The 23148-nt window shown below is 44.3% G+C and carries 20 protein-coding genes; 13 read left to right on the forward strand and 7 right to left on the reverse strand.

The annotated features are described in order from the left end of the window. Window positions 1-486: 486 nt before the first annotated feature. Complete coding sequence (locus tag F6K53_RS23790; RefSeq protein WP_293082449.1) at window positions 487-2121, reverse strand: amidase family protein; 1635 nt, start codon at window positions 2119-2121, stop codon at window positions 487-489. A 334-nt stretch (window positions 2122-2455) separates the two neighbouring features. Between F6K53_RS23790 and F6K53_RS46005 the strand changes: the two genes are divergently transcribed. The 4 genes from F6K53_RS46005 (at window position 2456) to F6K53_RS23810 (ending at window position 7194) form a co-directional block, all read left to right on the forward strand. Beyond that, window positions 2456-2668, forward strand: coding sequence for a transposase family protein (locus F6K53_RS46005; RefSeq protein WP_365940120.1), 213 nt, complete (start codon window positions 2456-2458; stop codon window positions 2666-2668). A 298-nt stretch (window positions 2669-2966) separates the two neighbouring features. Next, the gene (locus F6K53_RS23800) at window positions 2967-3668 is read left to right on the forward strand and encodes an OB-fold-containig protein (RefSeq protein ID WP_293082451.1); all 702 of its coding nucleotides are present in this window, start codon (window positions 2967-2969) and stop codon (window positions 3666-3668) included. A 129-nt stretch (window positions 3669-3797) separates the two neighbouring features. Next, the gene (locus tag F6K53_RS23805) at window positions 3798-5903 is read left to right on the forward strand and encodes an SPFH domain-containing protein (protein ID WP_293045038.1); all 2106 of its coding nucleotides are present in this window, start codon (window positions 3798-3800) and stop codon (window positions 5901-5903) included. Between the two features lie 127 nt (window positions 5904-6030). Next, a complete protein-coding gene (locus F6K53_RS23810; protein WP_293045036.1) occupies window positions 6031-7194 on the forward strand; it encodes a GuaB3 family IMP dehydrogenase-related protein in 1164 nt (387 codons plus the stop codon). Between the two features lie 415 nt (window positions 7195-7609). Here F6K53_RS23810 and F6K53_RS23815 read toward each other — a convergent pair whose 3' ends face one another. Beyond that, on the reverse strand, window positions 7610-8050 hold the full coding sequence (locus tag F6K53_RS23815; protein ID WP_364304221.1) for a pentapeptide repeat-containing protein: 441 nt from the start codon (window positions 8048-8050) through the stop codon (window positions 7610-7612). A 274-nt stretch (window positions 8051-8324) separates the two neighbouring features. Here F6K53_RS23815 and trxA point away from each other — a divergent pair, with 274 nt between their 5' ends. Beyond that, entirely contained in the window at window positions 8325-8651 is a 327-nt protein-coding gene (gene trxA, locus F6K53_RS23820) for a thioredoxin (RefSeq protein ID WP_075896319.1), read from the forward strand. Between the two features lie 66 nt (window positions 8652-8717). Here the strand turns inward: trxA and F6K53_RS23825 are convergent, their stop codons facing one another. Beyond that, a complete protein-coding gene (locus tag F6K53_RS23825; RefSeq protein WP_293082454.1) occupies window positions 8718-11678 on the reverse strand; it encodes a methyl-accepting chemotaxis protein in 2961 nt (986 codons plus the stop codon). A gap of 651 nt (window positions 11679-12329) precedes the next feature. After that, a complete protein-coding gene (locus F6K53_RS23830) occupies window positions 12330-12692 on the reverse strand; it encodes a response regulator (protein ID WP_070391006.1) in 363 nt (120 codons plus the stop codon). A gap of 502 nt (window positions 12693-13194) precedes the next feature. On the opposite strand from F6K53_RS23830, the gene F6K53_RS23835 reads away from it, so the two are divergent. Then, the gene (locus F6K53_RS23835) at window positions 13195-14397 is read left to right on the forward strand and encodes an aminotransferase class V-fold PLP-dependent enzyme (RefSeq protein WP_293024824.1); all 1203 of its coding nucleotides are present in this window, start codon (window positions 13195-13197) and stop codon (window positions 14395-14397) included. 333 nt (window positions 14398-14730) lie between these two features. Here F6K53_RS23835 and F6K53_RS23840 read toward each other — a convergent pair whose 3' ends face one another. Further along, window positions 14731-15522 (reverse strand): ABC transporter ATP-binding protein, encoded by a 792-nt coding sequence (locus tag F6K53_RS23840; RefSeq protein WP_293082456.1) that lies wholly within the window; start codon window positions 15520-15522, stop codon window positions 14731-14733. Between the two features lie 188 nt (window positions 15523-15710). On the opposite strand from F6K53_RS23840, the gene F6K53_RS23845 reads away from it, so the two are divergent. After that, entirely contained in the window at window positions 15711-15959 is a 249-nt protein-coding gene (locus F6K53_RS23845; protein ID WP_293082457.1) for a hypothetical protein, read from the forward strand. Here the strand turns inward: F6K53_RS23845 and F6K53_RS23850 are convergent. Then, window positions 15934-16752 carry an ABC transporter permease gene (locus tag F6K53_RS23850; RefSeq protein WP_293062742.1) on the reverse strand — a complete coding sequence of 273 codons (819 nt, stop codon included), beginning with the start codon at window positions 16750-16752 and terminating at the stop codon, window positions 15934-15936. The two genes, F6K53_RS23845 and F6K53_RS23850, sit on opposite strands and share 26 nt — an antisense overlap. A 75-nt stretch (window positions 16753-16827) precedes the next feature. Continuing rightward, complete coding sequence (locus tag F6K53_RS23855) at window positions 16828-17865, reverse strand: ABC transporter substrate-binding protein (RefSeq protein ID WP_293082459.1); 1038 nt, start codon at window positions 17863-17865, stop codon at window positions 16828-16830. Window positions 17866-17914: 49 nt separating this feature from the next. On the opposite strand from F6K53_RS23855, the gene F6K53_RS23860 reads away from it, so the two are divergent. The 6 genes from F6K53_RS23860 to F6K53_RS23885 form a co-directional block, all read left to right on the forward strand. Then, window positions 17915-18085 carry a hypothetical protein gene (locus F6K53_RS23860; protein ID WP_293071519.1) on the forward strand — a complete coding sequence of 57 codons (171 nt, stop codon included), beginning with the start codon at window positions 17915-17917 and terminating at the stop codon, window positions 18083-18085. Window positions 18086-18565: 480 nt separating this feature from the next. Continuing rightward, complete coding sequence (locus F6K53_RS23865; protein WP_293062748.1) at window positions 18566-19336, forward strand: Uma2 family endonuclease; 771 nt, start codon at window positions 18566-18568, stop codon at window positions 19334-19336. 108 nt (window positions 19337-19444) lie between these two features. Further along, entirely contained in the window at window positions 19445-20422 is a 978-nt protein-coding gene (locus tag F6K53_RS23870) for a D-glycerate dehydrogenase (protein ID WP_293073838.1), read from the forward strand. Between the two features lie 341 nt (window positions 20423-20763). Continuing rightward, entirely contained in the window at window positions 20764-21966 is a 1203-nt protein-coding gene (locus F6K53_RS23875) for an agmatinase family protein (protein ID WP_293073841.1), read from the forward strand. A 15-nt stretch (window positions 21967-21981) separates the two neighbouring features. Then, window positions 21982-22362, forward strand: coding sequence for a hydrogenase maturation nickel metallochaperone HypA (hypA, locus tag F6K53_RS23880; protein WP_293073844.1), 381 nt, complete (start codon window positions 21982-21984; stop codon window positions 22360-22362). Between the two features lie 545 nt (window positions 22363-22907). Continuing rightward, window positions 22908-23148: DUF4278 domain-containing protein (locus F6K53_RS23885; protein WP_293082462.1), on the forward strand; the 241-nt coding region annotated here is incomplete at its 3' end.

Consider the following 23148-nt stretch of genomic DNA (forward strand, 5'->3'; position numbering starts at 1 on the left):
AAGTTAGGGGTTAACCCTGAATAGTATTTAGTGACTCAATCGAGAGTATATGCCCTTACTAATCAGTTTGGTGATTGCTGCAGTAGCGACTTACCTTTCTGTGAAAACTACAGAAGAAATCTTGAAAGTGGCATCATTATTAATAGTGATAATTTGCCTGTTCCTAAGCTTTGTTTTTGCCCCACTACTAATTAAAGTGTTGATTGTCGGAGTTTTCCTAGTAATTCCTAAAATCCCCAGGAAATCTTAACTCTTGTGGCTGAATGCTTAAACCCACATTCCGCAGGTTGGAGAGGAGATTATAAAAACCCCTACAATAACTCGTAGGGGTGTGTGGATGATTTCTATTGATTTATTGGTTGTTACTAGATTGCTGAATCAGGTAATCTAAAATAGTTCCGATTCCCTCACTTAGCAGCACTAGTAGTACCTTGAGACTCAGTTAGTTATGATTTGGTCTAGATCCCAAAAAATCTCAGTTACCCACTAATATTCAAAATTTTCACCGGGCAAAGCGGGAGTGGTTGTTGGAGGTCGCCGAAACTGGGTTGCCTGTTCGTAAGCATAAGCGAATCCCAGTAAGGTAGGCTCACTGTAAGGCTTACCAAAGAAAGTTAGTCCTAGGGGTAATCCCTGCTCAGTAAAGCCCATTGCCACAGAAATGCCGGGAAAACCAGAAACATTGGCTAAGTACCCTGGTATGTAGGGGTCACTTGAGGCACATTGATAGGTTGGATCCTCGACATTATAGAGCGGACCGGCAGGACAAGTCATGGTGGGCCAAATAATCGCGTCGAGATTTTGGGCACTCATAATCGATAAAATTTCCTGCCGAACCCTAGGAAACTCGAAATGGAGAATATAAAGATATTCGGTATCAGCCAGTTCTGGATGCTTTAGAGATTCTTCAAACCCTCCGACGCGACCGGGATTGAGAGCCTGTTCAGAATTGACTAATGGGTTAGATAAGCTCATCGAATACATTTCCCTCAGGGTGTCAGGGAATGGAAGCTGGAGGTTTTTGAGGTAACTATCGATCTGGGGTTCAAACTCAGCCTCTGTTACCGGTGCCATGAAAGGCCAGAGGTTTTCCAATTTGGGAGAGAAATCCACCGACTCAACTGTTGCACCTAATTCCCTCAGCTTAGCAACTGCTGCATCAGTTGCAGCATCTACCTCAGGGTTCCCACCCCGAAAATCAATCGCCACCCCAATTCTTGCCCCTTTTAGGGCTTGTTTATTGAGAAACTGGGTGTAGTCCTTATATGTTTTCCCTTCACTGTCCAGGGTACGGTAATCATTGGGATCAACCCCTGCCATTACACCCAAAGCGATCGCTGCATCTGTCACGGTTCGAGCTATAGGGCCCGCACTATCAAAGGAGAGGGTTAGGGGGATGATACCATCTCGACTAACCAGTCCCTGAGTAGGTTTGATACCGACAAGACCTGCTACTGCTGCAGGGCCACGAATTGAGCCTGAAGTATCGCTTCCGGTGGCTAAAACAGCAAAATTTGCCGCAATTACAGCCCCACTGCCTCCACTCGAACCCGAAGGATCACGAGTTAATTTGTAGGGATTGCGTGTCAGTCCCCCAAGGGAACTGTAACCTAGCCTACCATAGGATTCAGCAAATTCACTCATATTTGCTTTACCAAGAATAATCGCTCCTGCCTCTCGCAACTTCTTAACAGTAAAAGCATCATCGGGGGGTAAGGAACCTTCCAGCAGCACCGATCCTCCTGTTGTGGGTAAATCGGTAGTGTCATAGTTATCTTTCAGAATGATGGGGATGCCATGTAAAGGACTTCGCGGTCCTTTCTGCTGGCGTTCTTGGTCTAACGCCCTTGCTTCTTTAAGGGCATTGTTATTGATAGAAATTAGCCCATTAATTTTCGGACCTTGATCGTCATAGGCTTCAATACGATTGAGATAAAGTTGCACTAATTGTTCGGAAGTGAGTGCATTCTTATCAAAAGCTTCGTTAATCTCTGCGATTGTTGCTTCCCTGAGACGAAAGGTCTCAGCGACTACCTCTGAGGGAAAACTACTCAGAGCGAACATGAAAAGATAAGTCAGCCCTTGTTTAGCTATTTGCCACCAGGTCAGTTTTTGTTTCATATCTATACTGAAATTGATTGATAAAGGATATCACTAATTGGGTGCATTTCATATTTGTAAAAAAAAGGGGAGTGTGGGGGAGGGTAATCGCCCTCTTTAGTGTATAAAATGTTACTTAAAATTTGTAAAATTTGATACGTCTGAGAGGACAGAGAAGTTGTGCTCACCTGAGAATCAGGCTTAGCTGTTAATGTAAAGAAATCTAAAATGTGACCGAGCAAAAGATTGCAAAAAACTTTGTTAAAAAGGCGTTGAGCCCCAGAGAGTAACAAGAGGCTTCCGCTGCAGCAAGCGTAGTCTGCTGAAGAATTTTAAACTCCTAGAAGACCCCCGAGTGGAAAGAACACGACAGCATAACTTAGTCGATATGGTCACTGTGTCCCTGTTAGCAGTATTATGTGGTGCCGATGGATGTTTGGGGATAAAGACCTACAGATTAGCGTTGCAATTGTGGTTGAAAAGGTTTTTAGAGTTGCCCCATGGAATACCGTCCCATGACACGATTGGAATAGCAATAACCTCTGGGTTGAGACTCAAATTGGCTTGAACGTGATAGGTGATGTGCTTCGGTTGGGTTCGAGCTTTGGGCTTGCCCCCTTTCTGATAGTGGGGTTTCGACACCACAGTGCCGGTCTCCAGTCGATACATTCTCGGATCGGCAATAGCCTTCTATTCCTTTTTCAGTTAATTCTTAATGTGACACTTTAAAGTGCGGAATATCTGCTTAAGGTTAATCTTTCAAAAACATTAAAAATACTATACATTTTCCCGATTTGCAAGAAACAAGTCGTTAGGCTGGATATATAGAGCAACAATTCATTCAAAAAACGCGATCGCATAAACCCATGCTATTTGACCTAGCCAACCTCCCCTACTGGATCTTTTTGGGTATGGGAGTTCTATTGTTTGTGTTAGTCATTGTTTCCGGTGGCGGAGACGATGACATTGATATAGATGCAGATGTAGATCTGGATGTGGATCTGGATGTAGATGCAGATTTCGGTACTGATACAGATACTGATGCCGATGGTGAAGGTGGTATTGAGATTCTAGGATGGCTAGGTATCGGCAAAGCCCCCCTAATTTTGCTCCTGGCAACAGACTGTAGCCTTTTGGGACTTTTCGGCTGGATGTTCAATGTCATGATTGGTGGTGTTACTGGCAGTATTCCCACTGGGTTTTTAGCTGGGGTGGTATCAGTAATGTCATTGTTTCTGACCCTAGTTACCGGAGGATTCATCTCTCGACCGATAGGAAAAGTTTTCGCCTCCTTTGGAGAAGATACCAGTAGCGATCGCTTAGTTGGCTGTCACGGTACAGTTTCCTCTGCCACCCTTCCCAAGGAAAACCAAGGCAAAATCGGTCAAGTCGATGTCCTAGATCCAGCTCGTAATTTAGTTACAGTTAATGCCACCTTACCAAATTGGGCAACAGTTACTCCTAAACGGGGGAACAAAGTGTTAGTGATTGACCGACACCATCATAACTATCTCGTAGTCCTTAAAGATAGTGCTGATCAGCAAGCCTGGTTAGACAATGCTTATTAGTCAGCAAGGGCGCACAACCTGCTGTGATAACCTGCTGTGATTTATATCAGTTCCTCAAGATTATCATAAATTTTCTGATCTTCCCTGATTAGTATATAGAGCTCCATTTATCAGCAAATCGATTTAGCCATGTCAAACTCATCCATGAATACAACAACAGTGCAAACTGTTCCGATACATTCATCTCTAGCCCAGCTTCCTCCTGGAATTCTATTTTTCCCCGGTGTGATTGGAGGTCTGATTGTATTATTGCTATTAAGCATCTGGGCTTACACCAGAGTTTATGTCATCACCCCCAACAATGAGGCATTTTTGCGGACAGGTGGTGTCTTTATCAAAAAGAAAACGGTTATTCTCAGTGGCGGGTGTGTGGTTTTGCCAGGATTTCATGAACTTACCCGTGTCCCACTCAGAGAAATTTCTATTGATGTTGAGCGGACAGGTAACCTAGCAGTTCGGACCCAAGACTACCTGCGGGCTAATATGCGGGTAACCTTTTATGTCTGTATCAATGCCAATGAAGACGATGTGATTACTGCTGCCCAACGACTGTCTCGTGAAGGTAAAATTTCCCCCGAAGATATTAAAGAAGCTATCGAAAAACGGGCGGATGATGCGATTAGAGCAGCAGCCAAGAAAAAGAATTTGGCAGAAATTGATTCCGATAAATTAGGATTTGCTGATGAAGTGTTGAATTTGATTCAGCAAGACTTAAGGAAAGTCGGTTTAACCCTCAATAATATCGCTATTTCTGAGATAGAAGAGAGTGATACCTACGATACGAATAACTTCTTTGATGCCCAAGGAGTACGTCTGCGCACGGAAACCATTCAACAATCAATTCAGCAAAAAACTGAAGTTGAGCTAAATACCAAAGTTGCCATTGAAGAGAAAGAACTAAACGCTGAAAAGCAATCCCTACGCATTGCCCAAGAACAAGAAGAAGCGAAACTGGCGCAAAAGCTTGAGGTTGAAGCCCTAAAAGCCCAGCGTGAGCGGGAAATAGAAGAAGCTAAAGCCACAGAAGCAGCCACAATTCAGCGGACTAAAATTTTACAGAATAAGTCTGTAGAAGAGGAAGAAATTCGCAAGCTACTAGCCTTGCAGCAAAGTCAAATTGAAGCCGATATTACCCTCGAAGAACGGAATAAAGCCCTCAAGGTAGCCCAAACTCTGCAAAAACAAGAAGCGGAATTGGCAGAAATTAATCGTCAGAAAACCTTAGAAGAGGAAAAGGTTCAACAACAGCTGGCAGTCCAAGCGAAGAAAATTCAGGCAGATATTGAATTAGAAGAACGGAATAAAACCCTCAAGGTGGCACAAATCCTGCAAAAACAGGAAGCAGAAGTAGCAGAAGTTACTCGTCAGAAAACCGTCGATGCTGCCTTGCTTAATTCTCAGGTAGAATTGGCAGAAGCAGAACGAGAGTCAAAAATTGCTCAACAAGACGCTGCGATCGCAATTGCCGAAAAAGAACGCGATCGCTTCAATTCCGAAGCCGAACGAGCTCAAGCTGAAGCCGCTGTAGCCACCGCTACGGAAGTAGAAGAAGCCGAACGGCAACAACGCCTTTCTATCATTGCTGCTGAACAAGAAGCCGAACAAAGGCGGATTGGTGAGCAAAACGTGATTGAAATCGATGTATTCCGCCGCTCTCGTCAAGCTGAAGCAGCCAGACAAGCAGCAGAACTAGAAGCTGAGTCGATCCGCACCCTAGCAGAAGCAAATCGGGATAAAGCCTTGGCAGAGGCAGAAGGTAAACGATCCCTGATCGAAGCCGAAAATTCCATCAGCGATGCTCAGCTCAATGCTAAAATCATCACTACCATATGGCCAGAGTTAGCCCCTCAACTACCAGAAATTGCCAAAGCCTTGGCTCCCCAGCCAGGAATTTTGGGAGATACTCGGATTTACTCCTTCCCCGGTGTCAATGGCAATAATGGTAACGGAGCTAGCAGTGTAGGTGACATCAACAAACTGCTACTGTCTACCACTGGCTTATCAATGATTAATGGTTTGTTAGAGGAAGGCAAGCTAGGGGAGTTAATTAGTCAAATCCGCCAGATGATGAGTAACAACAGTAGCACAATCACCAGTAACACAATCAAACCAAAGGATAAGAAAACCCCGACCACCGATATCATCCCATCACGGGCAGCAGCCACCTCAAACCTTACCGAAAAAAACCACCTTAGCCACCCAAGCATCAAGAAACCTAAATCAGGGAAAGGCTGAATGCTTACGTATGAAGAATTCATAATTCATACTTCATGCTTCACAATTCATAGTTTCTTTGTATAGTTCGAGCAATCTTCGCTCCAATTTGATAACCTAGCTAAAATAATCTCGGAAGAAAAACAGCGTGGATATTCAAATTGGGCGAGGTAAGATAGCTCGCAGAGCCTACGGCATAGATGAAATTGCACTTGTTCCCGGACAGCGGACACTCGACCCCAGTTTGGCTGATACTCGCTGGCGTATTGGTGGTATTGAACGGGAAATTCCCATTATCGCCAGCGCTATGGATGGGGTGATTGATGTGTCCATGGCAGTCAAGTTGTCCCAAATTGGGGCAATGGGGGTTCTCAACTTAGAAGGGATTCAAACCCGTTATCCTGACCCATCACCGATTCTAGACCGCATTGCTTCGGTGGGAAATTCTGAGTTTGTTCCCCTGATGCAGGAACTTTATAGTTCACCGATTAAGCCAGAATTGATTACCCAGCGAATTCGGGAAATCAAGGACCAAGGTGGTATTGCAGCTGTGAGTCTGACCCCTGCTGGAGCCAGTAAATATAGTCAGGTAGTGGCAGAGGCTGGTGCTGATTTAATGTTTGTTCAAGCAACAGTCGTTTCTACAGCTCACCTGTCACCAGAGTCTATCAATCCCCTGGATTTGGGACAGTTTTGTCAGGATATGCCCATGCCAGTAATTTTGGGGAATTGCGTGACCTATGATGTTGCCCTCAATTTGATGAAAGTTGGGGCAACTGCTGTCTTGGTGGGTATTGGTCCTGGTGCTGCTTGTACCTCTCGGGGTGTCTTGGGTGTCGGTGTACCTCAGGCAACAGCAGTTGCAGATTGCGCTGCTGCCCGTGACGACTACTATCAGGAAACCGGTAACTATGTCCAAGTGATTGCTGATGGCGGTTTAATTACAGGAGGTGACATCTGTAAGTGTATTGCTTGTGGTGCTGATGGAGTGATGATTGGTTCTCCTTTTGCCCGTGCCAAAGAAGCTCCCGGACAAGGGTTTCATTGGGGTATGGCAACCCCTTCGAGCGTGCTACCCCGTGGGACACGAATAAAAGTGGGCAGCACTGGCACACTTGAGCAAATTCTGACTGGACCAGCCCAAATGGATGATGGCACCCACAACCTTTTGGGAGCCTTGAAAACCAGTATGGGAACCCTCGGAGCAAAAAACCTCAAGGAAATGCAACAAGTGGAAGTAGTGATTGCTCCTTCTCTGCTAACAGAAGGAAAGGTATACCAGAAAGCTCAGCAGTTGGGTATGGGTAAATAGTATAGTCTCTAGTTGAATAATTATCATTCTTGGTTGTTCATCAATTGAAAAAGGTGCGACCCGTGGCTAATTTAATTCGCCGTTCGCGCCCCGCGTCTTTGTAGGAGAACGGAAAGCGCACCTATAGAAACTTGATCATTGACAATTACCAAATTATTTGGTAATTGAGAACTTGAACAGCTTTTCTACAGGTTTCTAAAGTTCACGAACAACTGTTGTCAATAGTTTTGTTGTCAATAGTTTAAGCGCTGAGTATATATACTTATCGCAACCACCGCCAATCGTCAAAATTTTTCGACTGGCTTGGAAATTGCTGAAAAAAAATAAACGGTGACATACAATGGAAAAAGCGGAGACAAATGTTTCCGTTCACTCCTCACACCACACTCCGCCCGGACAGAGTTCGGGCGGTTCCTTATTTTGTTCGCGTAGCGTGGCCTTTGGCCAAGGTTGTTTGGTTGAAAGTTGTTTGGTTGAAAGTTGTTTGGTTGAAGGTTGTTTGGTTGAAGGTTGTTTGGTTAAAAGTTGTTTGGTTAAAAGTTGTTTGGTTGAAGGTTGTTTGGTTGAAGGTTGTTTGGTTGAAGGTTGTTTGGTTGAAGGTTGTTTGGTTGAAGGTTGTTTGGTTGTTCGCCTTTGGCGTTCGGTGTAGGGTAGGTTGAACGCGATGGACGTTCGCGTAGGGTCGGCCTTTCGGCCACGCTTTCGCCGTAGGCGACGCTGCGCGAACGCGAACGGCTCTGCCGAGAGTCCCGCAATCGAGCGATGCGCGTAGCGCAGCCAAAGGCGATCGCGTGGCGGAAAGGCCAAGGTTGAGACGATAACCTGTAACCTGTAACCTGTAACCTGTAACCTTCAACCTGTAACCTTCAACCTGTAACCTTCAACCTGTAACCTTCAACCTGTAACTTTCAACCTATAACCTTCAAGCTGTAACCTGTAACCTGTAACCTTCAAGCTGTAACCTTCAACCTGTAACCTTCAAGCTGTAACCTGTAACCTGTAACTTGTAACCGCCTCACCTGTTCCGCCCTATGGGAGTGTTAACTTTTGCCCAAGATATTTAATCGGTGTTGTGACTATGGTAAAATTTCGGAGGTACGTAGCAAAAGTATTCGCAAGGATTTCCAGGCATGTCAACAGCCGCCCCACAAGTTACAGACTCCAGCTTTCAGGCAGAGGTACTTGAGAGCGACATCCCAGTATTGGTAGATTTTTGGGCACCTTGGTGCGGTCCCTGTCGGATGGTGTCTCCGGTTGTGGATGAGATAGCACAGCAGTACGAAGGTCAGGTGAAAGTCGTTAAGCTGAACACCGACGAAAATCCTAAGGTGGCAGGTGATTATGGTATCCGCAGTATACCAACCTTGATGATTTTCAAGGGAGGCCAACGAGTAGATATGGTGGTGGGTGCAGTCCCCAAAACTACCTTGGCTAATACTCTAGAAAAGCACCTCTAATGGCAAAAGGCTTGTAGGCAAAAGGGGACATGTAAAAGATTGCTTCCAACCTCCTCAGATCCTCAGCTATTCGTCACCAATCTTAAATTGACCAACGGACATCTGCAACTTCTGGGCAACCTCGACAGTTGTTCGTAGGGATTGAGAGACTTCGCCAGAAGAATGAGAGGTTTGTCGGGAGGTGGCAGCAATTTCCTGTATTAAGTCAGTAACGTCCCGAGATGTTTTGGCTTGGGAAACTGTGGCGTTAGAAATAGATTGGACTAACTGGTCAATCTCATGGGAGACGGCAACAATTTCTTCTAGGCTCTGTTTAGCCTTGAAAACCATTTGGGTTCCATCAACCACTTGTTTTTTTCCGTCTTCCATGGCTTTGACCACCTCTTGGGTTTCCTGCTGAATGGTGTCAATCACCTGTTCAATGTCTTTGATGGCATTGGCTGACTGGGTTGCTAGTCTACCCACTTGTTCCGCAACTACTCGAAACCCTTCTCCCTCTTCTCCCGCACGGCTCGCTTCAATCCCAGCATTGACTGACAGTAAATTAGTCTGTACAGCTATTTCCTGTACCAACCCGACTACTTTAGCAATCTCCTTGGAGGATTCCCCTAGCAGCTTTACTTTGTTTGCTGTGTTGACTACAGTCTCTCGTAAATTTACAATAGTCTCAACTGTGCTATCCATAGCTTGCCCACTAGTAAGGGCAGCGTTTGAAGCGATGTGAGAAACGTCTGCTGCTTGGCGGGCATTCTTTGAGACGGCTTCAATCGAGTACATCATCTGCTCAATAGAGCTTAGAGTGTTGCTAATCTTATCTGACTGTTCCATGGCTTGGTGGGCAAATTCACCCACTGCCTGTTGATCAGCAGCAACAGCACTATTAACTTGGGTTGAGGCAAGTTTGACCTGGAGCACAATTTGCCGCAAACTTTCAATCAGGGCATTAAAGAAGTCCGCCACTGTACCAATTTCCCCCTCACCCACTTCTGCTCGGACGGTGAGGTCTCCCTTGGCAGCATTTTCGACATTATACAAGAGTTCCAAAACTTGGTGCTGGAGTGCTTCTTTTTGCTGACGTTGCTCAATAGCATTTAACTCCGCCGCCCGGCGGGCTTGTTCGATTTGATCAGAGGTTGATGCTGCTTTCTTGAGCGCTAAGTCCGCGTCTACTCGTGCTTGTTGTAACTGTTCAAACAGATGAGCTTGCTTGAGGGCAAAGCCAATCTGAATGGCCAATTGTTTTAATAAATCCGCCTCTTCTGGCTGCCAGTCCCGTGGCTGAGAACACTGGTGAGCACATAATAAACCTACCAGTTCCTCCTCATGCAAAATGGGCGCAACCATATTGGCTTTGACCTGTAGCCGTTCGAGAATATCACAGTGGCAGCCCGTTAAGCTAGCTTCATAGACGTTATGGCAAACCCAGACTCGCCCACTTTTGAACCGATCCAAAGACCCTTCCCGCAATGGGTCATTGATAATTTTCCCCATGGCTTCAATCCAACCAGGTGCTACGGATTCCGCCATGATTGTTCCACTATCCCACCCTTCATTGAAGCTATAGATCAGCACCCGGTCGGTTTGCAAGATGCTGCGAACTCCATCTACTGAAGTACTTAGGATATTTTCTGATGTCACAGATTTATAAAGAAGGCTGGTAAACTCAGCCAATAACTGGGAGCGCTCCGCTATGGCTTGCTGGAGAAAAGCCTGTTGAGCGAGAGCTTCTTCCTTAGATACGATGTTGTCAGCAAGTTTATTGAAGGTATCTGCCAGTTGACCAAGTTCATCAGTAGCTATGACCTCAGCACGGGTTTCGCGATCGCCTGCGGCAAATTTATGGGTAGTCTGCTGTAGCATTTTAATCGGTTCAGCAATTGACCGCCCCAGCAGAATTGCCAAAAATACATCTGTTGCTAATGCCAAGAACACAACGGACCCTTGTAGCAGTAGGCTACCTGTAAGAAAAGCATTCAGGTCAGATTCGCTAGTCCCCCGCACTAATACTGCCACCGGTTCTCCCTGAGAATCCATTAGAGCTTTTGCTGCCATGGTGTAGGTTTGGTTTCCTACCTTCTGACGGTCGGTAACTAACTCGTCTACTTTACCAACATTAACGACTTTCTCAAGTAGGGATGGATTAGGTAAGGGAATATCAGATTGGGCTTGCTCCCAATTGGCAGCTTTACCTTGGTCTAAGGCTGTTACTAAGGTAAATTCTCCCGAAGGCTGATGCAAATAAACAGCACTGTAGCCTCCGTTAAAGGTTTTCAGGGTTTCCTTGACAATGGGTTCCTTGCCATTAACAATATCCCCAGAAACCAAAGCACCAATCACATCATCAGTTTTTGGGTCTTTTACTGGTGTGACCGTGTAACGAATTAGGGCACCTTGCTTTAGGGCATCTTGCTTCATCAACCCCTCAGGTAAAGGGGGTGATTCTTTTCTCAATTCTTGCCAGCTGACAATTTGATTAGCTGTAATTTGCTCAGACTGCTTGAGGACTTGACTAACCAGGTTATTGGGATCAAACGTTTCTCCTTTCCGGTCAGCATTAGCATTAACAATAATTCGTAAATCTTTGTCCACCAGAGTGGCATATTCAATCTGGCGAGCTTTAACTTCATTCTGGAGAATTTGCTTAACTTGTCCCTCTAGTGATTTGGACAATAACTGATTTCTACTATGGGCAAGAGCAGCTTCAATAATAGCAGTATTTTCCGATTGACCACGGAACCCAAACCCCATTTGGTTGATTTTAATGTTGTAGTTTATTTCTGTGACAGCCAACTCTGACTGAGCTTGCCCACGTAATTGAGCTCTTCCCCCTATGATAATTAATAATGCTCCTACACCCATCAGTGCAGCCACAGAGATTACTTCGGAGGAAAACAAACCAACAATTTGCTTGGTTTTAACTGGTAAGTTATAAAACCATTGTAGGTGTGATTTTTTGCTTTGTTGAGAGGAAGAAATTTTGAGGGTAGTGGTTGGCTTGATTACCGGGCGCAATTGTATACCTGTCATTAGTGAGTAACTATTCAACTAGAATAATATAGATTTTTTTTTAAAATAATAAAATATATAGCCGATATTATATTAATCAGTAATCAGGTACAGACAATTATTTTACCCCTGTTCCCTAAAATCCAAAACTTGTGTACTTCACCTATTTTTTTGAATATTTTTGGCTCTTCCGTACTTGTTATGCTAAATTAACACTTTCTTGATGCAGTCGCTCATGGGGGAAACCCCCTTTGGCGGCGCTGCATCGCTTGGCAAAGGGAGCAGGGAGCAGGGAGTAGGGAGCAGTGGAAAGAGGCAGTATTTATAAATTATTGTTAATTAAATAGCATCATTTCCCTTGTAGAGTAAGCTTTCTGATTTTTTTTACTTGAAATGAGCGCATAGCAGGTACTGAAGAACCATATTTTTTAAATGCTAGCATTATTATGACAGGAGTGTTTTATCTGTCATTTCTATATAAAAAAAACAATAATAATAGCAAGCCAGCTATTATAATAACCGAAATAAATTACTATGAAGTAAATCTATTTTTAGGTATTAATTAATTTATTTTATTTATTTTATTTATTTTATTTATTTTATTTAAGATATAAACTCTTTAAAAGATTAGGGTATAATTAGTATTACTACTCCTAGGACTCAACTGATGAATCAAACCACAGCCAACTTAACAATGTCCACTAGCTGCTGTTTAGAAAAAGGTTTGGTGAGATAGGCATCAGCGCCTTGTTTCATACCCCAGAGACGGTCGATGTCCTGATTTTTAGAAGAACAAATAACAATGGGAATGCTAGTGGTATCCCGATGGTTCTTCAGGCTGCGGCACAACTCGAAGCCACTCATTCCTGGCATAACTATATCTAGAACTATAACATCAGGTTTTTCCGTTACTGCCTTATCCAAAGCATCTTTAGCATCGGCAATACAAATAACTGTGTTACCACTGTCCCGTAGGTATCTAGCCATTAACTCTAACTGAGCCAGGTTATCTTCCACAATCAAAACTTTACTCATAGTTCAATTAATTGGTTGGTGTTTAACACTATAATCTAATCATGAACTTGTTGACTGTTGACTATTGGTTTACTATTGAATGTTGACTGTCCAATAGGGTCAACTCAACAAAAAACGTTCAATTCAATAAACTTTTCATTGACCTAGTCAAAACTAAAACTTTAATAAAACTTTAATAAAACTTTAATAATTAATACGGATAATTAGAACGGTTCGAGCTTACTGCTATGGACTTAATCCAAAGACAGTAGTAGAGTTAGTTTACTGGTGCATACATAATAAAATAACCCCAAGACTAACGGATTAGTGTTAGCTACCGTCAACTGAGGAATTGCTGAAAATTTATACATATGCACTTGACAAGCTAAAGAAGCGCTATAGAAATGCACGAAATTCGCGCTCTTTAAATTAAGACATATGTCTTAGTCCAATATATCCAAAAAATTTTAGCTTGTCCACGGGGCTGATAAGATAAAATACCATGGGATTGACTAAAATGCTCATGACTGGTATATCTACTACAGTAACTCCACGGGACATCCACCGACAGCAATTTCCGGCATTAGCCCACAAAGCCTATTTCAATTTTGGGGGCCAAGGGACTCTGCCTCTGGTATCTCTAAATGCCATCCAACAAGCCTATGAGTATGTGCAGCGCTATGGCCCATTCTCGGGTAAAGTCAATGACTGGGTTACCGAGGAATCCCACAAAACTCGAAGTGCGATCGCATTAGAGTTGGGGACATCAGCAGAAACCATCACCCTCACCGAAAATGTTACCGTTGGCTGCAATATTGCCATGTGGGGGATTGATTGGCAACCGGGTGATCACATCCTGATGAGTGATTGTGAACACCAAGGCATTATCGCTACTGCCCAGGAAATCTCCCGTCGGTATCAGGTAGAGGTATCTACTTGTCCAATTATGGCAACTCTAAATCAGGGAGACCCCACTAAAACTATTGAGCAATACTTACGACCTCAGACGCGATTGGTGGTATTGAGTCATCTACTGTGGAATACGGGTCAAGTATTGCCACTCAAGGATATAACTCATGTGTGTCACAACTATGATCAGAGTAGCCAATTGGTGAGGGTTCTAGTGGATGCAGCTCAGTCAGTAGGTTCTTTGCCCTTAAATCTAACTGAACTGGGGGCAGATTTCTATGCCTTTACCGGTCACAAGTGGTGGTGTGGCCCAGAAGGAGTGGGAGGTCTCTATGTGAGTCCAGATGCCTTGAGCAGCCTCAATCCCACATTTATTGGTTGGCGGGGGATTATTCTGGATAAAGCTGGGAAACCTGTGGATTGGCAACCAGATGGACAAAGATTTGAAGTGGCTACCTCGGCTTATCCCCTGTATGGAGGATTACGTAGTGCGATCGCAATTCATCAGCAATGGGGAACTGCTGAGGAACGTTATCAGCAAATTTGTCAATTGAGTGAATACCTATGGCAAGGCTTATCCAAGTTGGAAGCAGTCAGGTGTTTGGCTACTTCACCTCCCAAAGCTGGTCTGGTGTCCTTTGTGTTGACTAATGGCAAGCGCCATAACACGTTAGTAGAGTTTCTGGAGCAGCAAGGCTTTTTGCTACGAACTCTCCGGGACCCAGACTGTGTCCGTGCCTGTGTTCACTACTTCACCCAGCCGGATGAAATTGATAGGTTGATTGAGGCCATTGATGGGTTTAGTTTTGATAATTAATCAGAAAAGCTTAAGTCAAAGCTTAAGTCAAAGCTTAAGTCAAAGTTTAAGTAAAGATGCACCCCATTAGATAGTCATGGCCTACGATTCACACACATTTCATACTTTCTATAATGAGGGGCTAGTGTTTGCGATCGCATTTGCAGTTAGGTTTGTTTTGTATGAGTTGATGTTTGTTTTCGTTGACGATTGACGGTTAAGGGTTGACGGTTAACTGTCAACCCTTAATATCATCTCAGGATAATTAGCCTTAATAAAAATCTCCCCCATCTCCCCACACCTCCCACCCTCTAACTCAATCCGCGCCGAGGCTCCATACTTTTATGATGGGTATTAAACTGGACTTGATATTACACCCCTACTTACTTCCTCTGGCCTATCCCGGAGTAAATCCATAATTTCATCAGTGTAGCGATGGAATTCGGGATTACGCTTGATTTTGTAAGTGCGCTCACCCTGTAACTCAATCCGCAATTCCCGTTGAATTGTACCAGGTCGTGCTGTCAGCACATAAATCCTTTGAGACAAAAACACTGCCTCTTCTACATCATGGGTAATCATTAATATGGTGCAACCTGTCCGCTGCCAAACCTCAAGCAAAAACTGTTGCATGGTTTCCTTAGTTTGTACATCAAGTGCGCCAAAGGGTTCATCCATCAGCAGGATTTTCGGATGACAGGCTAGCGCTCTTGCGATCGCAACCCGTTGTTTCATGCCCCCAGATAATTCTTTCGGATAGGACTTAGCAAACCCAGACAGCCCAACCACATCTAAATAATAAGCAGCCTGTTCTCGGCGTTTTTGCTTTGGGACACCTTGCAGCTTTAAGCCAAACTCCACATTATGGATCACATTCATCCAAGGGTATAGGGTATATCGTTGGAAAACCATGCCTCGCTCTGAACTAGGTCCAGTCACCGTCAAACCATCAACCGTAATTTCTCCAGCTGTAGGCATATCTAAACCAGCTATCAGACGCAACAGGGTAGACTTACCCGAACCAGATGCACCCACAGCACAGACCAATTCCCCTGTCTCAACATGCATATTAATATCCTTTAGGGCAACAATAGTACCTTGTTTCGTGGGAAATTGTTTGTAAAGGTGATAAATTTCTAAGTGCATGGTTTTTTATTATTAGTGATATTGGTAATTCGGTATTAGGTCTTGAGTATTCAGTATTAGGTCTTGAAATTTTCAATTTTCCTCCAAGCCTTTTACCTTTTGCCTGTGATTACGTAAGCCTATCCTGTTCGCGTGGCACAGGCTTTGGCCTTGGCCTTTGGGCCACGCGGGGCGCGTTTGGCCACGCTGTGCGAACGACGCTGGGAAGTAGCCCATTAGCTGACAGCTTACCTTCAACCTTGGCCTTTCGGCCACGCTACGCGAACAACCTTCAACCTTGGCCTTTCGGCCACGCTACGCGAACAACCTTCAACCTTCAACCTTGGCCTTTCGGCCACGCTACGCGAACAACCTTCAACCTTCAACCTTGGCCTTTCGGCCACGCTACGCGAACAACCGTTAACAAAAAATCTAATCAATCGCCCATTTACAGGTAAGTCTGAGCAGCAATCGGAAGGATAAATCAATGGCAAATCCGATTAATCCTAGAATAATCAAGCAGGCAAATATTTCATCGGTTTTTAGAAACTTTTGGGCTAGCAAAATACGTTTACCTAGTCCCACTTTTGCTGCGACCAATTCTGCTACAATCACTAAATTCCAAGATGCTGCCATGTTGACTCGAAATGCATCAATAATATTGGGAATCACATAGGGAGTAATCACCTCTAATAGGACTTGTCTTCTTAGTCCTCCCAAAGTGTAGGTGCTTTCAATTAAATCCTTGGGAACAAACTTTACTGCATCCATAATCATTAAGGTATTGAAAAAGACAGTACCGATAAAAATAAGTGCAATTTTCGGTGCTTCATCAATACCTAGATAGATAATGAATAGAGGGATAAATGCCGGAGCTGGCATATAGCGAACAATACCAATTATTGGTTCTGTTAACCCTCGGATACTGGCAAATGCTCCCATGGAAATCCCCAAGGGAATGGAAATAAGTGCTGCTAACAGAAAGCCAGCAAAAACTCTGAGAATGCTAGCAACAGTATCTTGAATAAGAAAGCCTTGTTGCCACAAACGGATAACGGCTTTCCCCACGTCAATCGGTGACGGGAGGAAGACGGAATCAAGGCCAGCAAAACTTGAGATGAGCCACCAAACAACAAACGGAATAGTAACTGATAGGATAATTAAGATCCAGTTTAAGGATTTGGGAATATCCTCAGCAATGCGCCAAAAAACGGTAGGCTTTAGAGATCTGGTTGTCTGGGAACTATTCATTAAAGAGTCTAAGAAATGTGGTGGGTGCGTTAACGACGTGTAACGCACCGGTTTAATTCGATAGCTTATTAATCACTAAGAACGACCTGCGGCATAGGCTTTGACAAACTGGTCATCAAGTATCTTATCTAAATCAGGAACTTTTTGAATAAATCCCACATCCAGCATAAACTGAGACATTTTTTTAGCGGCAAACGGCATATGCTTCATACTATTACCAGGGCTAAATGCCTCTAGGTTTTCTTCCAGGGTAAATATTCGAGTTCCTTCTTTAAACTGTTGGAATTCCTCAACACTAACATTAGCGCGTTCCGCCAGCAGTTCATCGGCCTTATTGGGATTATTTTTCATAAACTCCAGGATATCAAACCAAGTATTCACTAGACCTTGAACTTGCTCAGGACGTTCATCAATCAGCTTTTGAGTCACTACAAGTAAGTCAGGAATTGCCCCAGGAAATGCTTTTGAACTAATTAATTCTTTACTTCCCTTTCGTTTTAGGGCAGTGAGCCAAAAGGGAGGGAATGCACCCACGGCATCTACTTTACCTGCTGCAAATGCTGCTGCTGCTGCCCCAGTTTCTAAGGGTACAATTTCCACATCTTTTCTGGACATTCCCTTTTCTTCTAGGGCTAAGCTAAGCAAGAAGTCATCTACAACTCCCTCTTCTATCGCTACCTTTTTCCCTTTCAAATCTTTCAGGGAATTAATTTCTGCTGTGACAATAATCTTGTCATTGCCAGCAGAGTTATCATTCACCAGAACCGCTACTTCACCATTAACAGCATCAGCAGCAAAAGATATCGTATCATTAAGGGTTTGGCAATTAGCATCCAGTTTTCCTGCTGCCAAAGCTTCCATGGATTCCAGGTAGCCATCAAACCATTTTAGTTGTACATTAAGGCCATTGGCTTCAAATAAACCTTCTTTTTCCGCAATGTACCACGGCCACCAACCAGGCCAACTGCTGTATCCCATAACAATGGGAGTAGAATCTTTAACGGCTTGGGAGTTATCTGAGGGTTTGGTGTTTGGGGATTGGTTGCAGCTAATAGCTAGGACTAAACTAAGTAGAAATACAGCACATAGGGATAGTAATTTGGGAATTTTCATTAAAAATTGAGGCAGTATAACACACCTACACTCCTAGAGTTAGGTGGGAATGAATGCTGCACCTCCAACTAATGGTTTACCGATTAATCCGACACTGGGTTCAAGTAACCGTTTTTTCTGGGCAGAAAATTTTCCAAGTCTTTTCCAGTTAACATCTGACCCAGACACCGATCATACCATCCACACTTCCCTTTCAGGAGTGTTGGATGTGACATGGTAGATGGCTGCTAAAGTTACACCGTCCATTGCCTGGTTGGCTGGGATCTGCTTATTTTTGTCAGCTTTATCTTTGTATAGCCTGATGTTCTAAGGTTAGAGGTTTCCCCAGAAGTGTTTAATCCAGCTATCAAAGTTTACCAAAATTGCTAATGTCTGTCTATCGTTGTTGTGAACAGAGCAAGAATTAGGATAAAGATGCTAAAAACTGTAGTTAAAGATACCAAGTTAATCTAAAACTAGTTCATCCGAAGTTCCCTGATCTAAAGTTAAACACTTCTGCATCCCACCTTGAGTGATCAGGAACCTAATCAATCATTATATAGATTGAAAAGATAAGAATTTATAGGAATTTGTGGGTCTTTTTGTAACGCTTCCCTTGCACCATCACTTGCGCCCTCACCCTATAAGCTCATAGTTCTGGTGTGAGGAATTCTAGTTTGGGTAAAATGCAATCAGCCAGGTCTAACTAAGGGGAATCACCATGCTAAAGTATGACCCATTACAATATCTTCCTACTTCCGAGGAGTTACCCTCTTCTGATAACACCCCTGTGGATAACGAACTGCAAGATTTAATTCCCCACTTGCTCAAAGGGATCTTATCCTTAATCTGGCAACAGCGCTATGACTGGTTTTTTGGAATTGATATGGGCTACTATTACCACCCTAACCAAAGCGCGATAGTTCCTGACGCTTTCTTAAGTTTAGGAGTAGACCGGCGCAAAATTCGTCCCAAGGGTCGTCAAGGACGTTTAAGTTATGTGCTTTGGGAAGAAAACAACACCGTGCCAATTCTAGCCATCGAAAATGTCTCTCAAACCTACAATGGCGAGTACGACCAGAAAAAATTAGACTATGCCGAATTAGGATTCCTATATTATGTAATTTATGATGGCGACAGTTATTATCCACGCAAAGGGGAGCCCTTTGAGGTTCATCGCTTGGTAGATGGGGTGTATGTGCGTCAAAGCGGGAATCCAGTGTGGATGCCAGAAATTGGTTTGGGAATTGGTACAGAGTTAGGAAGTTATCAGGATTGGAGTCGGGAATGGCTTTATTGGTATGACCTTAACGGGAAACGGTATCCCTCCCCAGAGGAAAGAACTGAACAGGCTGAGCTGGAAGCAGCTCAAGAACGTCAACGGGCTATTCAAGCTGAGCAACGGGCTGCGGAAGCTGAACAGAACCTTGATGCTTTGAAAGCTCAACTAAAACAGCTGGGGATTAATCCTGAAGATTTTATGAATCGTTAGCTGGAAGAAGCAGCTAGTAATACCAAAATCCCCTTGATAATCTACTCTACAATCTAGTCCTTGAGATGCAGACGAAAATTTTTATAGCCACAACAACTGACCCACCCGATGTCTCAACCCAAAGTCTTCATAACTCGCCGCCTTCCTGATACCAGACTCGAACAACTCCACCAAATCGCCAATGTGGAAATCTGGCCAGAGCGTCAACCGCCTCCCTACGAGGTATTGCTCAACAAAGTTAAAGAAATCGATGGCTTACTGTGCCTACTCACAGATTCCATTGACCAACAAATCATCGAAGCTGCACCATCCCTCAAGGTAATCAGCCAATTAGCAGTAGGTTACGATAACATTGATATCTCTGCTGCCAGCATCCGGGGTATCCCCATTGGTCATACTCCTGGTGTTCTGACTGAGGCTACAGCTGACTTAGCCTGGACGTTACTAATGGCAACAGCACGGCGAATGATTGAAGCAGATAAATTTGTACGTGCTGGTCATTGGCAGACTTGGGAACCGACCTTATTGCTAGGACCAAACATCAGCGGTGCTACTTTAGGAATTGTTGGTTTTGGACGCATTGGTCAAGCTGTTGCTCGTCGTGGGCGAGGCTTTGATATGGAAATTCTTTATTACAGTCGGCATCGACGGGACTCAGAATTAGAACAATCCTTGGGTGTAAAGTATGCTGAATTCGACCTGCTCCTAAGGGAATCAGACTTTATTACCATTCACACTGCTCTGTCTGAAGAAACCTACCATCTATTTAGTACTCCCCAGTTTGAGCTGATGAAATCCTCGGCTATCTTGATCAACACCGCACGAGGAGCAATCGTAGATCCAGAAGCACTTTACCAAGCTCTGAGGAATGGTCAAATCGCTGCTGCTGCTCTGGACGTAACTAAACCAGAACCTATTCCCATGGATAGTCCGTTGTTGACCTTGGATAATTTGATCATTACTCCTCACATTGGCAGTGCAACTTATCAAACGCGATCGCAAATGGCTACGATGGCGGTGAATAATCTTATTGCTGGACTTTTGGGTAAGCCATTACCCTATTGTGTGAATCCACAAGTGTATTAGAATAATTCCGTTTCCTTGATTTCTAGGGTCTGTCTGCAAACTACTCGATCAAGAAAAGTAACGGGTAAGACAGTTGTAATTTATCATTGCTTGCCTTACTTCCCCTGCCTCCCTTGCCTGCCCTGCACCCAGTCAGCCGAGGATTTTTAGACACAAGCAGACATGCCCTAGCTTTTAGCAAACTGCCTGATATCGAACTCAAGTAAAAGAAATCTGTAGGTTTATAATTTCCGAACCTATCGGTGAGAAGTTTAAGAAATACCATAGCTTTCATGTCCAACCTGGGAATGTAGGCTATAACTCGCTGATTAAGATGTTTTGAAAACTTCTCGGGAGTGCAAATGACTGAAAATTCTTCTGAAAACCCCTTGTTTGAAAGCCCAGGCAGTAACAGTTCAAATCCTTCTGAGGCAGAACGTGCCCTGGAGCGTGAAGCTCAACTACCATCGACGGGATGGCAGCAGGAGGTGTCAAAGGGTCTCGAATACGGGCTGGAAGCGGCAGAGAGTATTAGCGATCGCACTATTCCCACCTTTTCGCGGGGTGAACTACCTCACTACGCTGGGATCAATACCTTTCTCAAAGCACCTTATCTCGAAGATGTTCGCCAGGTTGAGGGATACGATGTAGCCATTGTCGGGGTTCCCCACGACTCGGGAACCACCTATCGCCCCGGAACCCGCTTTGGTCCCCAAGGCATTCGCCGCATTTCTGCTTTGTACACCCCTTACAACTTTGAGTTGGGGATTGACCTACGAGAGCAAATTACCCTCTGTGACGTGGGAGATATTTTTACCATTCCAGCCAACAACGAAAAGTCATTTGACCAAATTTCTAAGGGCATTGCTCACATCTTCAGCTCTGGAGCGTTTCCAATCATTTTGGGAGGAGATCATTCCATCGGATTTCCTACTGTTCGGGGTATTTGTCGGCACTTAGGGGACAAGAAAGTTGGCATTATCCACTTTGATCGCCATGTAGATACCCAGGAAACCGACCTGGATGAGCGGATGCACACCTGCCCTTGGTTTCATGCAACTAATATGAGGAATGCTCCAGCCAAGAACTTAGTGCAATTGGGCATTGGCGGTTGGCAAGTACCTCGCCAGGGAGTCAAAGTTTGCCGGGAGCGGGCAAGTAATATCCTGACAGTAACCGATATCACTGAAATGGGATTGGACGCAGCAGTAGAGTTTGCCCTCGAACGGGCACTAGACGGTACCGACTGCATTTATATCAGCTTCGATATTGACTGTATCGATGCCGGTTTTGTTCCTGGTACAGGCTGGCCCGAACCGGGCGGACTCCTCCCCCGGGAAGCTCTGTATCTACTGGGCAAGATTGTTCAGCAGGCTCCTGTTTGCGGTTTGGAAGTAGTGGAAGTCTCGCCGCCCTATGACATCAGCGACATCACTGCCCTGATGGCAACTCGCGTCATCTGTGACACAATGGCGCACCTAGTGCTATCCGGTCAACTGCCGCGCCAGGAAAAACCCTCCTACATTCATCCAGAAGCGCAGCCGGAATTAGTAGAGTGGACTTGAAGGTGGATTTCAACAATGCATGAGACTGACATGACTAAGGCACTAATTGTGACCTTGCGCAATTGGTGGCAAGCACAGCCAGAGCGACCCAAAATTTCCTGTGTGCATCTGACAGTAGGCCAGTTCACTGGCGTCGAACCCGTGAGTTTGGAATTCGCCTTTGAAGCTCAAATTTCCAACACCTTTTTGTCTGGTGCCAAACTGGTGATTCAGGAAACTCCCTTAATTGCCTTTTGCCATCACTGTCAACAAGACTATCGGCCTGATATTGATAGTCAATACGCTTGCCCAGAATGTAAATCACCGATGGAAGACATTCGCTCTGGGCGAGAATTAAAGATTGACCGCCTTGAATACTGTGGCTCTGCTGTTGAACCCAATGCACCACAGCTTTGATGCAGCTCTGGAAATTAACCTGCTCCATGGAAGAAAGGCGTTGACCACAATCGCACCCAGGGCAAACCCATCTTTGAGTTGACAAATCGACTATTTTATGAGCTATACCAATAATATCAAGTCTGGTTGAATACCCATAATTAAGGGGCCCGGGCGCGGGGAGGGTGGGGAGGGTGGGAAGTGTGGGGAGATGGGGAGATGGGGAGATGGGGAGATGGGGGAGATTTTTATTAAGGGTAATTATCCTGACATGATGTCAGAGGACAATTATATGTCTACATGTAAAGTTATATTACGAAATGTAACATTTATGAGCGCGTTTATAAATGAGATGTAAACGTAAGAGGTCTTTTTTTATTGAACAATAAAACTCCGGATCTGTTTCCCCTCTTGCCTTTTGCCTCTTGCCTCTTGCCTCTTGGCCTTTGGGAGTATGTTCACAACTCAAATATAAACGCGCTTAGTGCAGTCTATTGACTTTTAACTGACAATAATTAAGAATTTATTAAAGAAGCTCAAAAATACTTCATCATACGGTAAAGACTATGAAACTTACTTATCGCGGCGTTAGCTACGAATACCATCCCAAGAAAATTACCACCACAGAAGTTAACTGTACTGGCAAGTACCGAGGACTGAATTGTGGATTGGGTAGTGGCCAGGGCTATTTCATTCTAAATGTAATCGGAATATGGTATAATGCAGCGCAAACTCCATTTAATGCATCTACTCCCGTGTCTCAAATCGCAATTATAGAAGCCTTTGCTGGACTAGAAGATCCTCGTC

The sequence above is a fragment of the Moorena sp. SIO4A1 genome, assembly GCF_010672065.1.
GTDB lineage: Bacteria > Cyanobacteriota > Cyanobacteriia > Cyanobacteriales > Coleofasciculaceae > Moorena.